The following is a 14,635-nucleotide window of genomic DNA, read 5'->3' as shown; positions in this document are numbered from 1 at the left end:
GCGCCGGACAACAAGGGAACAGAGTAGCCAGTAAGCACCATGAGCACACAGCAGTTCGACGACTTGAATGTTGTCTCCCAGGAAGTTCTGATCAGCCCGGAAACCCTCAAGGTGGAACTTCCCATCAGCGACGCCGCTGAGGCCACCGTTGCCAGAGGGCGCGCCGCAGTGCGCAATATTCTGGACCGCAAAGATCACCGCCTGATGGTGGTGATCGGACCCTGCTCAGTCCACGATGTGAACGCCGCGCTGGACTATGCCCATCGCCTCAAGGAAGTGGCGGACAAGGTCGCCGATACCCTTCTGATTGTGATGCGCGTCTATTTTGAGAAGCCCCGCACCACAGTGGGCTGGAAGGGGCTGATTAACGACCCGCACCTGAATGATTCCTTCAAGATGGAAGAAGGGCTCCATATCGGACGCAAGCTGCTGCTGGAGATTGCCGAACTGGGCCTGCCCACAGCCACCGAAGCCCTCGATCCTATTTCTCCCCAGTACCTGCAGGACCTGATTTCCTGGTCTGCTATCGGCGCGCGCACCACGGAATCCCAGACTCACCGGGAAATGGCCAGCGGTCTCTCCTCCGCTGTGGGATTCAAAAATGGCACCGACGGCAGCCTGGAAGTGGCCATCAATGCATTGCAATCGGTCGCCAATCCACACCGCTTTTTGGGTATCAACAAACGCGGCCAGGTCGCCATCATCCACACCGGCGGCAACCAATACGGCCATATGGTGCTGCGGGGTGGCAACAACAAACCCAATTACGACTCTGTCAGCGTAACCATGTGTGAACAAGCACTGCGCAAAGCCAATATCATCCCCAATATCATGGTGGATTGCAGCCACGCCAATTCCAACAAAAACCATGAATTGCAGCCATTGGTAGTGAACAATGTGACCCACCAGATTCTCGACGGCAACCAGTCGATTATCGGCATCATGGTAGAGAGTAACCTGAAAGCCGGTAACCAGAAACTTCTGCCGAACCTGGACCAGATGCAATACGGGGTTTCTGTAACCGATAAGTGCATCGACTGGAAAACCACCGAATCCCTACTGTTGGGAATGGCGAAACAATTGCACGAGCCGCTGAGATCCCGCAACCAAAGACTCTGTATATGATTTACCCCGCAATGCAGGCATCGGAGGCTAACTTTCTTGAGAGAATTAGCCAATGAGCAAACGACCTGGATACTCTCCCGAAGTACGGGAACGTGCAGTTCGCATGGTGTTGACCGGCGAGCACGAGCACCAATCACGCTGGGCAGCGATCACATCTATCGCTTCCAAGATCGGCTGCACACCCGAGACCCTACGATCATGGGTCAACAAGATGGAAGTCGACAATGGTACTAAACCCGGCACCACCAGCAGCGACGCAGCCCGCCTCAAAGAGCTTGAGCGCGAAGTCCGCGAGCTGAAGCGCGCTAACGAGATCTTGCACAAGGCTGCCGCTTTTTTCGCCCAGGCGCAGCTCGACCGCAAACCGAAGTAATGGTGGCATTCATTGACCAGGAGCGTGAGGCGCACGGTGTCGAGTCAATCTGTGAGATTCTGCCGATTGCACCGTCGACCTTTTACCGCTGCAAGCATTAGTTTACGGCAGAACACCCCAACCAGCTTTGGGTGGCCGACATAACCTATGTTGCAACTTGGTCTGGTTTTGTTGATGTCGCATTCGTTGTCGACGTATTCTCCCGCTATATTGGTGGCTGGCGTGTGTTAAAGAGCCTTCAAACCGACATCGTGCTTGATGCTCTGGAGCAGGCACTGTGGGCACGAGGTAAGCCCCGTGGCGTTACCCATCACAGTGATCGAGGTAGTCAGTACCTGTCGATTCGATATACCGAGCGGCTTAGTGAGGCGGGTTTTCAGGCGTCAGTCGGCAGTGTCGGCGACTCCTACGACAACGCACTGGCAGAAACCATCAACGGTTTATTCAAGGCGGAGGTCATCCACAGGGCAGGTCCCTGGAAAGGGCTGGATGAGGTTGAACATACAATCTTGACCTGGGTCAACTGGTTTAACCATCACCGCATTCTTGGGCCAATTGGCGATATGCCTTCAGTCGAATACGAAAACCTGTATTATCAACAAACCGAGTCTGCCCAAGCGGCATGACTCAAATCAAATTGCCTCCGACAAACCAAGGGGGGTTCAGAATGGATTGAGAGTAGCGGGAAGGCAGGTTTGAACCGGGAAATCAAAGCCCAAAGCCACCCGGCACAGCCCGGCTTTATACAAGCTGGCAGGGATACCAGCTGCCAGCCCGGCCGTCTGGCTGGGTTGACACTGTGAATGAGGCCTTGCCACCAATGGCTACATACAGGGGCCCATGCCCTTTTGGGCTCACTGCCCCAGCGTAAACAACTGGGTATTGCCACCAGTGGCAACTGTATTGATGGTCTTGGTTTTTTCACTGCCAAAGCGAAACAGGTAGCGTGGTCCACCGGCCTTGGGGCCTGTGCCGGAGAGGCCCCGGCCTCCAAAGGGGTTTACCCCCACGACTGCACCCACCATATCCCGGTTCACATAGCAGTTGCCCGCATTCACACGTTTGAATACCGCTTGGGCACGCCCTTCTATGCGCGAATGCAGACCAAAGGTAAGGCCGTAGCCGGTGGCGTTGATACGGCGGATGACCTCATCCAGTTCCTCCGCCTTAAAACGTATCACATGCAGGAAAGGGCCGAACACCTCGCGCTTAAGTATGGAGAAATCCTCGATTTCCACAACTTGCGGACCAAAGAACGTGCCTTTATCAGGTACTTTATCTTCGTCAAAAGTAAATAGTGGCTTGGCTTCCCTGCTCATGCGTTCACGGTGCGCCTCCAGCATGCCCTGTGCTTTTGCGTCGATAACCGGGCCAATATCGGTTTCCAGTTTACCGGGATCACCCAGGGTTAACTCTTCACAAGCACCCTTGAGCATAGTCAGCAGATTGTCGGCGATGACATCCTGTACACAGAGAATACGCAGAGCGGAGCAGCGTTGGCCAGCACTGAGAAAGGCGGACTGTATCACGTCGTCTACAACCTGCTCCGGCAGGGCAGTGGAGTCCACAATCATGACATTCTGACCTCCGGTTTCTGCGATCAGCGGTACAATCGGGCCCTCCTTGGCGGCCAGCTGCTGGTTAATCAGCCGTGCGGTTTCGGTGGAGCCGGTAAAGGCCACACCGCCCAGACGCGGATCTTCGATCAGCAGTTTACCCACGGCAGCGCCGCTGCCGGTAATGAGGTGCAGCACTTTCGCCGGCACACCGGCATCGAGCATCATGCGCACAGCGTGGGCAGCGATAATCGGCGTCTGCTCAGCGGGCTTAGCCAGTACCGCATTGCCCGCTGCCAGAGCGGCAACCACCTGACCGGTAAAGATAGCCAGAGGAAAGTTCCAGGGACTGATCGCTACAAATACACCGCAACCACCCAGGTACAGCTGGTTCTGCTCACCGGTTGGGCCGGGCAGCTCGGTGGGATCACTGAAATACTGGCGGGCGGCATTGGCGTAGTAGCGACAGAAATCCACCGCTTCACGCACTTCACTGATGCCGTCATTGAGGGTGCGCCCCGCTTCCAGGCAGATAATGGTGGCAAGTTCACTGGCTTTCTTTTCATAGAAGTCAGCGACTCTGTCCAGAATATCCGCACGCTGGCTGCCGCCCAGGCGATCCCAGCCGATCTGCGCTTCAGTCGCGGAAGTGTAGGCTTGCTCGATCAGGTGTTTGTCGGTATTGGCCGTGTGGCCAATCACTTCGCCGGTAGCGGGGTTATAAACCGGTTCTTCCGCATTGCCCATAACACCATCTATGATAGGGCCGCCGAGGAAGTGTTTGCCGCGCTGGTTTTCCAGTGCTTCCATCAAAGGCGCAACTGCAAGGGAGTCGGTCAATTCAATGCCGTGTGCGTTTTTTCTTGGCAGGGCTTCTGCGCCCATATAAATATCTTCGGGTACCGGAATTTGCGGGTGGCGATAGGGGGTGCAGGCCTCACTCAGCTCGAGGGTATCCTGCACCAGCGCCTCAACCGGGGTTTCCTCATCCATAAAACGGTTTACAAATGAACTGTTGGCCCCATTTTCGAGGAGGCGGCGCACCAGATAAGGCAACAGGTCGCGGTGTGCACCCACGGGTGCATAAACCCGCACCGGCACACCTTGGCCGTGGACCACTTCAATCTGCGCATACAGTAGATGGCCCATGCCGTGCAGACGCTGGAATTCAAAATCGGTACGGTCACCGGCCAGCGCCAGAACCAGGCCCACAGTATAGGCATTATGGGTGGCGAACTGGGGGTAGATGGCGCTGCCGGCGTCCAGCAATTTCTTCGCGCATACCTGATAAGACAGGTCGGTATGGCACTTGCGGGTATACACCGGGTAATCAGTGAGACCCAGTTGCTGTGCATGCTTGATCTCGCTGTCCCAGTAGGCACCTTTTACCAGTCGCACCATCAGTTTGCGGCCAGTATCGCGGCCCAGTGCAATCAGCCAGTCAGCCACGTATGGTGCGCGTTTCTGGTAGGCCTGCAAAACAAAGCCCAGCCCCTGCCAGTCTTTCAGTTCCGGGTCTCGCGCCAGTGCCTCAAAAATATCCAGAGAAATCTCAAGGCGCTCGGCCTCTTCCGCATCGATATTCAGGCCCATCCCGTATTTGGCTGCGGCCACACACAGGCGCTTCACCTGGGGCAGCAGTTCGCCCATGACACGTTCACGCTGGAGGGCGGTGTATCGGGGATGCAGGGCGGACAATTTGATGGAAATTCCATTGGTTTCTACCACATCGCACTTGGTGTTGCTTTTGCCAATCGCTTCAATCGCCATCCTATAGGCATCGAAATAGCGCTGGGCGTCGGCCATGGTGCGCGCTCCTTCGCCGAGCATGTCAAATGAGAAGCGGGTGCCCGGCAGGTTTTCCCTGGGCCCACGCTTCAGTGCCTCTTCGATGGTGCGCCCCAGAACATACTGGCCCCCCATGATCCTCATGGCCTGCATCATGGAAGTTCGCACCATCGGCTCACCGATGCGGCTGATCAGGCGTTTCATCCAGTGCGATGGTTGCTCGGTGATATCCGCATCCAGCTCAACAACACTGCCGGTGAGCATTAAACCCCAGGTGGAGGCGTTCACAAACAGGGAGTCAGATTGGCCACGATGGCTGGCCCAGTTGCCGGAATGCACTTTCTCTGCAATCAGTTTGTCGGCAGTATCCGCATCGGGAACCCGAAGTAAAGACTCCGCCAGACACATCAAGGCCACGCCTTCCTTGTTAGAAAGGCCGAACTGCTGCAGGAACGCGTCCAGAGTACCGCGTTTGCTACGCTGTTTGCGCGAGTGGCGCACCAGCTCGCGGGAGTTGCTCAGGATTCTCTTGCGCAGGGCGTCATTTGGGCGGGGCCCGGCCAGGAGTTCACTTACGCAGTGGTTTTCGTCGGCATGCAAATACTGGTGTATCCGTTTCCGGGCAGTGTGTAGATCTCCGGCGAAGCTTGTCGACATATCACCTCCCAAGCCTATATCCACGGTCAGCATAAAAGACCGGATTATGTGGGAAAATGTTTAGAATTAATCGCCATTTTGGCGCAGGTTGTGGTTAAATATAACGCCTAATTGCGTGATTACCAGCAGGGTATTTTGCAATGTCTCGACAGTTGGAAGATCTCGATCGTATTGATCGCCAAATACTGCGCATTCTGCAACGCCATGGACGCCTACCGAATGTAGAACTGGCACGCAGGGTGAATCTCAGCCCCACCCCCTGCCTGGAGCGAGTCAAGCGCCTGGAGCGGGAAGGCTTTATCCGGGACTATGTCGCATTGCTGGACCCCCTTAAGGTCCATGCCGGCCTGGTTGTCTATATTCAGGTCACACTGAATAACACCGCCTCCGAAGCCTTGGAAGCCTTTAACCAGCACGTAGCCGGTCTGGAGGAAGTGCAGGAGTGCCATATGGTTGCAGGTGGTTTTGACTATCTTGTGAAAATTCGTATTAAGGACATGCTCGGGTATCGCCGCTTTCTTGGCGAAAAGCTTGCCTCACTGCCAGGTGTACGCGAAACCCACACTTATGTGGTGATGGAAGAAGTCAAGACGGATACTGCCGTAGCCGTACCGGACCCCGAGCCCAAGACCAAATCTGGCCGGCGTTCCGTGTAAGTGCACTGCTGACCCATATGGACCTGGTGGTGCCGGATACCGGGCCATTGAAAACTGAATCCGGCCAACAAGTTAGCCTAACCAATGAGAGCGCCACCACCGGAAACCCTATGCACTGCGCAATCAGGATCTGTGCCGGTGCCGATTGACGCCTCTGTTGCACTACCCTTACCATCGATTGCGAATTTCTTTCCTGAATAAGACAAATTGGCAATCATTATTGGCCGGAGTTTCATTATCCTTGGCACAGGTTGGGCGCGCCCCATATGGCCGAGCTGACCGCGATAACCATAAAGCAGGTACGGTATGGATTTTTCACTGAGTGAAGAACAGCAGATGATTCAGGAAGCAGCGAAACAGTTTGCCGAAAGCGAACTGAAACCGATCGCCGCTGAACTTGACAGAACCGGTAACCGCCAGTTGCTGTTGAAAAAACTCAAACAGCTGGCCGAACTGGGCTTTATGGGCATCAATGTAGATCCGGAGTATGGCGGCACTGGCGCAGGAACTATCGCTTTCTGCCTGGCCATTACCGAACTGGCGCGCGGCTGTGCCTCTACGGCAACCACCACCTCTGTCACCAATATGGTGGCCGAAGTTATCCAGGCAGTTGGAAATGAAGCGCAACGACAAAAGTACCTCCCGAAGCTTTGTAGCGGCGAATACCCGGCGGGTTCCTTTTGTCTGACAGAACCGGGTTCCGGCTCAGATGCCGCGGCCATGCGCACCCGGGCCGTGAAGGAAGGCGATGAATATGTATTAAACGGCAGCAAACTGTTTATCAGTAGTGCTGAGTTTGCGGGTGTCTTTGTTGTCTGGGCGGTAACTGACCCCAGCGCGGCAAAGGGCAAGGGGATTTCCTGCTTTCTGGTGGAGGCAGGCACCCCGGGTCTGATTATCGGCAAGGCCGAAGAGAAGATGGGACAGAAGGCCTCTGTCACCAACGAGGTCTCTTTCGATCATTGCCGTATTCCCGCCGACAACCTATTGGGTGAAGAGCATCGCGGTTTCCGCATCGCTGCAGGGGAACTTGCCGGGGGGCGTATTGGTATTGGTGCCCTGGCGCTCGGTATCGGCCTGGAAGCCCTGGACTGTGCCCGTGCTTACATGCATGAGCGGGAGCAATTTGGCAGGAAATTGGCACAATTCCAGGGGCTGCAATGGCAACTGGCGGACAAATATACCGAACTGGAAGGTGCACGCCTGCTGCTGCTACAGGCGGCCTGGCAGAAAGATGCGGAGATGCCCTTTGGTCCAGCGGCTTCCATGGGCAAGCTGTTTGCCAGTGAAAAAGCCAACGAAGCCTGCTATCTGGCACTGCAGATTCACGGGGGCGTGGGTTACACCCGTGAATACCCCCTGGAACGCATGAGTCGCGATGTGCGTATCACAACGATCTACGAAGGCACCAGCGAAATCCAGCGCCTGATTATCGCACGCCATTTACTCAATGTGCGCTAACCTGATATCAGGTTAAAGTGGCAAGCATTATCGTTGCCGCACAGCGCCAGGCTGGTAGAGACTGAATCCACACACTGGTGCGAGCATGCAATAAATCCAGCTGGAGCGGACCGCGCCAAGCGGTGACATTACGCATAGTCAAATGCATTGACATTGTCACGCGACCGACTGCATCCCAGCAAAATCCATGCTAAGACGCAACGAACTTTATAGTGACCCCGCTGTGATTAGGCCAACTCAGGCTCTCTACATCGCCTCTGGTGAATCCAGTCTATAATTTCCCCTTCCGGGGTGTAACCACTCACGGTTTCCCGCAGCAGCTGACGCACGCATTCATAATCATCACGCTCTAACGCATGTAGCAGTTGAGCCAAAACAATCTTGAAAGTTTCCCAAGACAAGTGGTCTTCTGTAGCACATCTAATCATCGGATGATCGGTTGGGCTGACGTTGTCACCAATCAATAACTCTTCATAGAGTTTCTCACCGGGTCGTAAGCCTGTGAACTCAATTGCAATGTCACCATGCGGATCCCTCTCAGAGCGCACGCTGCAGCCACTGAGGTGAATCATCTTCTCTGCCAACTCGGCAATTTTCACCGGCTTGCCCATATCCAACACAAACACATCGCCGCCCTCCCCCATGGCACCAGCCTGGATAACCAGCTGTGCAGCCTCAGGGATCGTCATAAAATATCGGGTAATATTTGGGTGTGTCACCGTCACCGGGCCACCGCGTTTGATCTGATCGTGAAAGCGTGGGATCACCGAACCCGATGAACCCAGTACATTGCCAAATCGCACCATCGTGAAACGTGTATTGTTAACCTGGTTGATCGTTTCGCCATCGTTGAACAATGTAGGTGCCGACTGCCGGCTTAGAGCCTGCAGCGCCATCTCAGCAAGACGTTTGGTACTACCCATCACATTGGTCGGGCGCACTGCCTTGTCGGTCGAGATCAAAACAAAATGTTCGACTCCAGCCTTCACCGCAGCTTGGGCGGTATACAGCGAGCCAAACACATTGTTCATCACACCCTCGGCAATATTTTGCTCGACCATTGGTACATGTTTATACGCTGCCGCATGATAAACTGTGCTAACCTCCCAGGAGCGCATTATATCCAGCAAGAGCCTTGGATTTCTGATTGAACCGAGGATCGGCATTAATCGCACAGGTAGCGACTCACGTCGGATCCGCTGCTCCAACTCGGCATGAATACTGTAAAGATTAAACTCGCTGTGCTCAAACAGTAGCAGCGTAGTTGGACCAGTAGCTACAATTTGACGACACAGTTCCGAACCAATCGAACCACCGGCGCCTGTCACCATTACCACATGACAGCGGATACAGCGCTCGAAAAGAATCTTCTGTGGAGGCACCGCATCGCGACCCAGCAGGTCGGCTACATCCACTTCCTGAATATCTTCAACTTTGACTCGACCACTCGCCAGGTCCATAAAACCCGGCACACTTCGTACATGCAGGGGAAAGCGCTCCAGCAATTCCAGTATCTCGCGTCGGCGTGCACGGGAGGCCGACGGAATTGCCAGGAGCACCTCTTGGGTTCCAGTCTGATCAATCATTCGCTGGATATGCTTGGACTTGAAGACCCGCAAGCCTGCAATCACTCGGTTGGCAATGCCAACATCATCATCGATAAAAGCCACCGGTAGCATAACCCGGTCTATACGCAACGCCGCCACCAGTTGGTTACCTGCCGCTCCAGCGCCGTAAATAGCCACTTTCGGTAAATGATCTACTCGGTTGATAAAAGGTACCTGTTGACTCGCCACATACCAATCCCCCATAAAGTATTGCCGCAAGACCAAGCGCAAGCCGCCGATCATCACCAAGCTCAACCAACAATAGATGAACACAACTGAGCGCGGTATTGTGGCCGGAGGATCGCGGTACCAGTAGACCACCAAAGCTAACACCAGAGCCGAGAGTGTGACCGCTTTGAAGATGCTAATCAGTGCATCCTTACCGAAATACCGCATCACAGCCCGGTACATGCCAAACTTGAAGAAAATAGGTATCGTAATTACCGGCGCACTAATAAACAACCAGGCATACGCGCCAAGAGGGTTAATTGGCTTGTCGAACCCCAAACGAATAGCAAACGCCAGCCACAATGCCAGCCACACCAACAGCATATCGGTCGCTACTTGCAAGATACGCTTATTGCGACGCGATAACCCCAACAACCAATTACGCAACTTGTCCATAATTTCTTCCCCGCCGCAACTCAAAACGCCCATTGACCCAATCAGCTTGGTACCTGATATAAGCATCCCGCTACACAATAAACAGAGCTATCATCCACCTACCACCAAGCTTATACACCCGATTGCACGTCACATGAGCAACTCTCGCAAATATGCGCCATGGTCACTGACGATAGCACAGTATACAATTAATGCCTGTACTCCATCCATGACCAACGCCATTTCTGTGCTCTTCGCTTTTTAATTCCAAGCTGGCACTCTTGATGAGTCCAGATATTTCTAGGCAGTCAACGACAAGTCCAAATCTCGCAGCAATGCTTGCCAGTACTCGCAAACGGTATTGTTACTTATCACGACAATTGCCGCATGTACCATCTGAAAGACATCAACCAAGAGGGCGCTAATCGTCATTACAGAGTAACTGAAAATTCTCACCAGCTCCGGCCAGCGGTAAACCACAAAACAAACCCAAGACTACTCGTCGGACAATATTCTATTCTCGATCATGTAACATTCTTCCGCACCGAGCATTAACACTATTTTTTCTTTGAGCTCATATTACAATTAGGGGCCTGACAGTACATTGGAATTATGGGAGTTTGCTTCAAGAGGCCATCCCAGGCTAGGATCATTAAAATATTAGACCCTGAGAGCTTTACTACCTATTCCCGCCCCCCCGCATTGAACTTTACCGCAAGGACTACCAGCGGGAGATAAGCAACCAGTAAACCAAGTAAACCATCGAGCTTTCCCAATCCGACCGATAATGCAAGTGGCAGCAGCCAAAGCATATTGATCCCCAATACTACCAAAGTCACCGGTAAGTGCTTGCCAAACTGACGCGAGGCGAACTGATAGGCATGGCTACGGTGCGCCTCATAGACCTTGCTACCATGGATTAAGCGACGCATCATCGTCCAGGTAGCATCGACCATAAACACCCCGAGCAGAATCAACCAACTCCACATCAATTGCGGTGCCACCCAAGTGGCTTGCAGGGACAGAATTCCTAGAGTAATGCCAAGAAAACCGCTGCCCGCATCTCCCATAAATACTCGTGCAGGCGGAAAGTTCCAAAACAGAAACCCTGTTACCGCAGCCGCTAATAGTACCAACACGATGTAAGCCGTGGTTTGTGAGGAGCCCGAGAAGTCCGGTATCGCATATAGCAGAGCCCCACCCAAGCACACACAAATAGCTTCGATACTGGCGATGCCATCAATGCCATCCATGAAATTATAGAGATTCAGCAGCCACACCAGATAGAACGCTGCTAGCACATGACCAAGCCAACCCAGGTCTAGTGCCATTCCTAACAGATTCAGTGGCGGCAGCCCACCCAGCCAGAACAAAGCCCAAATGGCTGCTGTAAAGTGCCCCAATAACCGCCAAGGTGCCGGTATATGGCCGTGGTCATCCAGAAAACCAATCACAGCTACTCCAGCCCCCGACCCCAACAGCGCCCACATCACCACCCATGGCAGCATATTAGTTAAGGCCAAAACCGGTAAAGCCGTCAGAAAGGACAGCACGATGGCTACCCCACCACCGCGGGGTGTTGGGACCGAATGCGAGCTGCGCATGTTAGGGATGTCTATAAGATCTTGAGCTAAAGCATACTGACGCAACACACCAGTTGCGAAGAACGAAATGCCCACCACAATAGGCAACAATAACCAAATAATCATTTAGTAAAACATTCCAAGGCGTGAGTGGAGGAACAATAAAAAAGCGCTCATTTTGGCGGAAAGTAAGTAACTTCGAATTTCATCAGTCATGAACACCTCACTAAATTTTATGCGACATACTTCACATATAATCGGCCGATTTCTTCTAGCGCTTCAACAGTATTTTTCCTAGGCCGCCAACCGAGGATATTTCTGGCTTTAGATGAGTCTATTTGCAAAGAACAACAAAGTTGTATATATAGGGACTTCTTTTTAAACAGTTCCGCACCAAACTTGAGCAAAAAATCAGGTACAGGGAGGATAAGCATTTTTCTATTCATACCACGTGCAAGGGCCGCCACGATTTCCATGCTCGAGATATCTTCACCATCTGACACAAGGAAAAGTTGGCCTGCAGCTAGCGGGTGCTCAATACATAAAGTAATAAAACTGACTAAATTTTCAAGCGATACAACACTGCGGCGATTGTTAATACAACCAAGTGGCATAGGCACCCCTAAAGCTACAAGCCGAATCAAACGGCCAAAATTACCAGGCGCATCAACTCCATAAACCAGCGGTGGACGAATGATGACCAACTCCGTTTGCGTGCCTGTCAGCAATCGATTAAGCTCAGTCTCTGCTTCTGATTTTGATACAGCATAAGCTGTATGAGGATTCTCTTCACATTGTTCATCAAATGGTTTTGTGGAAGTCTCTAATCCGTTCACGCCAATAGAGCTGATAAAGATAAAGCGACGCACACCCTGCCTGACAGCTTGCCGAGCCAGGTTCAATGTACCTTCAACATTTATCTTGCGGAATTCACATAATGGATCCATTGCTTTATCATTCATTACATGTACGCGAGCCGCTGTATGAATCACAACCTCGGTTTCCTCCAGGGCCAAAGTCCAATCAGTATCCGAAAGCAAGCCCTCCACCCGGATATCAGGAACTCCTAGATACACCTTTCTCGAAGAATGTCTAAGTGCTGCTATCACCTGAAATCCGGATTCTGCGAGACTCCTCAGTAAACTAGAGCCGACAAAGCCCGATGCTCCGGTCACCATGACTTTCTTCATTGAGTTCTCTTTGAGCAAATTGGCATAGGTACCTAAACATCTGAACAGCTCCAACAAAGTGAGCCGGTTGTGGTGGCATACTGAATTTAGCCACCTAGCTTTGAGCGATAATATCACGCCCAGCGAAGATTGGGTGAAAAAATAACCACTGCAAGAAGATGGATTAGTCCAGTATTCAAGCTGGAGGTGGCGCAATTAGTTGTTGATCAAGGGAAGGTGGTAAAAGTCGCCTGAGAAACTATGGGAGTATGCAACTCTACCAAGGAGTCACGGATGCAGATAATTTGAGAAGTCAGCTGGAAAGTATAACGTTCATTTCAGACCAGTGAAGAGGGGGTAATCCCCCCATTTTTACCCGCAACCAAAAGTAGAGGTTAAGCCACCATCAACGGTGGTTTACCGCCATTTGCTTTGTGTGGCCGGCGGTGATTGTAAAACCATAACCATTCAGTTGCATAATCCTGAACCTCTTCAAGGCTGTCGAAGAGGTGCTTGCTGAGCCAACTATACCGAATGGTTCTGTTGGCTCGCTCGATATAAGCATTTTGTTGTGGTTTGCCTGGCTGGATGTACTCGATCCGTATTCGCCGCTTTTTCGCCCATGCTACAAACTCATGACTGATGAACTCAGGGCCATTATCACAGCGGATAATGCTGGACTTGCCCCGCCATTCAAGTAGCTGGTTGAGAGCGCGAGTCACACGTATCGTTGGCAGTGAAAAACCGGCCTCGATTGCCAGTCCTTCACGCCTGTAATCATCAATGACATTGAACAGCCTGAAGTTCCGGCCATCGCTTAGCTGGTCATGCATAAAGTCCATTGACCATACTTGGTTCGCTTTTGTTGGTTCTTTCAGAGGTTCTGGTGCCTGGCGCTTGAGGCGACGTTTTGGCTTTATTCGCATATTTAACGCCAGCTCACAGTAGATCCGGTAAACGCGCTTGTGGTTCCACTGAGCGTCCTCCACGTTGCGTAGGTAATGAAAGCACTGGCCAAAGCCCCAGTCACTCTGCTCATTTGTTAACCGGATAAGCCAATCGGCAATCTCCTCGTTTTCATCGCTGAGAACAGGCTGATAACGATAGCAACTTTCACTGACACCGAAAGCAGCACAGGCAATTCGAATACTGATGTACCGTGTGGCTACGGCTTGCCGCGCCATCTCCTTTCGCCGAGATGGCTTTACCACTTTTTTTGCAGAGCTTCCTGAACGATTTCAGCCTTCAACTGCTCTTCGGCATACATCTTCTTGAGGCGCCGATTTTCATCCTCCAGTTCCTTCAGGCGGGCCATCATTGAGGCATCCATGCCGCCGTACTTGGATCGCCACTTATAGAAGCTCGCTGAGCTCATACCGTGTTCTCGGCATAGTTCAGGCACTGGCACGCCATTTTCGGCCTGCTTGAGTATCGCCAGAATCTGGCTGTCGCTGTACTTCGATTTTTTCATGCAGAATCTCCTGCGCGTATTTTACGGGAAAATTCTACTTTTGGTTCCAGTGGGTTTTCGGGGTGATTACCAGGGTACACCAGCCTGGAATTCCGGCAGTTCCCTTGGCACTATCGAATGAAACAGAGTCTGGGTCTCCATGGGAACTACTGAACAATGCGGAGGCTGATAGCATCTTCTAAAGCTTAAAAACGAAGTGGGTTCCAGAGGTTAACTACCAAATTTTTTGGCAACCACGCGGGACATCAATAATTATATTATTGGTTACTATAGCCAAATGCAGCTATATCAACACGACAATAGTTTACCGTCGAAATTGGCAAAAGAGAATATTGAAATACTATAAGACAGCGGCCCAAAATACTTGACCTTTACAATAATCGACTATACGAGAATTTTGGACACTATCTAAAGCACTGTCCAATTTCATCTTCTGAAGCAACAGTTTCAAATAGACAAAAATTTCTATACTTAGTGTCAAGTACCAAGCTGGCTTACAGTAACAAAATAACCTTTTGATTACTATCAACCTAACGATTAATGAAAACTAATTCTCGACATTAGTTTCCGTTCAACATAGGCATCT

The 14,635-nt window shown here is 52.0% G+C and carries 8 protein-coding genes, 1 pseudogene and 1 other annotated feature; of the genes and pseudogenes, 4 read left to right on the top strand and 5 right to left on the bottom strand.

Annotation, left to right across the window (positions count from 1 at the left end; translation table 11 throughout):
• The first annotated feature begins 39 nt into the window (after positions 1 to 39).
• Positions 40 to 1,125, top strand: coding sequence for a 3-deoxy-7-phosphoheptulonate synthase (locus M8T91_RS08440; RefSeq protein WP_301418702.1), 1,086 nt, complete (start codon positions 40 to 42; stop codon positions 1,123 to 1,125).
• Positions 1,126 to 1,177: 52 nt separating this feature from the next.
• Positions 1,178 to 2,124: pseudogene (locus M8T91_RS08435) on the top strand (IS3 family transposase).
• Positions 1,456 to 1,572: a sequence feature (AL1L pseudoknot), on the top strand. (Overlaps the previous pseudogene by 117 nt.)
• 228 nt (positions 2,125 to 2,352) lie before the next feature.
• On the opposite strand, the gene putA reads toward M8T91_RS08435, so the two are convergent.
• Positions 2,353 to 5,499, bottom strand: a complete 3,147-nt coding sequence (gene putA / locus M8T91_RS08430) for a bifunctional proline dehydrogenase/L-glutamate gamma-semialdehyde dehydrogenase PutA (RefSeq protein WP_301418701.1) — start codon at positions 5,497 to 5,499, stop codon at positions 2,353 to 2,355.
• Positions 5,500 to 5,639: 140 nt separating this feature from the next.
• On the opposite strand from putA, the gene M8T91_RS08425 reads away from it, so the two are divergent.
• A complete protein-coding gene (locus M8T91_RS08425; protein ID WP_301418700.1) occupies positions 5,640 to 6,155 on the top strand; it encodes an Lrp/AsnC ligand binding domain-containing protein in 516 nt (171 codons plus the stop codon).
• A 306-nt stretch (positions 6,156 to 6,461) separates the two neighbouring features.
• On the top strand, positions 6,462 to 7,616 hold the full coding sequence (locus M8T91_RS08420; protein WP_301418699.1) for an acyl-CoA dehydrogenase family protein: 1,155 nt from the start codon (positions 6,462 to 6,464) through the stop codon (positions 7,614 to 7,616).
• A gap of 227 nt (positions 7,617 to 7,843) precedes the next feature.
• On the opposite strand, the gene M8T91_RS08415 is transcribed toward M8T91_RS08420, so the two are convergent.
• From M8T91_RS08415 to M8T91_RS08400, 4 genes are all read right to left on the bottom strand, one after another.
• Positions 7,844 to 9,847 carry a polysaccharide biosynthesis protein gene (locus M8T91_RS08415; protein ID WP_301418698.1) on the bottom strand — a complete coding sequence of 668 codons (2,004 nt, stop codon included), beginning with the start codon at positions 9,845 to 9,847 and terminating at the stop codon, positions 7,844 to 7,846.
• A gap of 662 nt (positions 9,848 to 10,509) precedes the next feature.
• A complete protein-coding gene (locus M8T91_RS08410; RefSeq protein WP_301418696.1) occupies positions 10,510 to 11,535 on the bottom strand; it encodes an MraY family glycosyltransferase in 1,026 nt (341 codons plus the stop codon).
• Between the two features lie 107 nt (positions 11,536 to 11,642).
• Positions 11,643 to 12,599, bottom strand: a complete 957-nt coding sequence (locus M8T91_RS08405; RefSeq protein WP_301418694.1) for a UDP-glucose 4-epimerase family protein — start codon at positions 12,597 to 12,599, stop codon at positions 11,643 to 11,645.
• A 374-nt stretch (positions 12,600 to 12,973) separates the two neighbouring features.
• A protein-coding gene (locus M8T91_RS08400) for an IS3 family transposase (RefSeq protein WP_301418692.1) occupies positions 12,974 to 14,049 on the bottom strand; the annotation gives its coding sequence in 2 pieces (ribosomal slippage) (positions 12,974 to 13,800 and positions 13,800 to 14,049; 1,077 coding nt in all).
• Positions 14,050 to 14,635: the final 586 nt, after the last annotated feature.

Source organism: Microbulbifer sp. MI-G (assembly GCF_030440425.1).
Classification (GTDB): domain Bacteria; phylum Pseudomonadota; class Gammaproteobacteria; order Pseudomonadales; family Cellvibrionaceae; genus Microbulbifer; species Microbulbifer spongiae.
The sequence above is the reverse complement of the archived record's forward strand: the minus strand, read 5'-3'. Positions and strand labels throughout refer to the sequence as shown.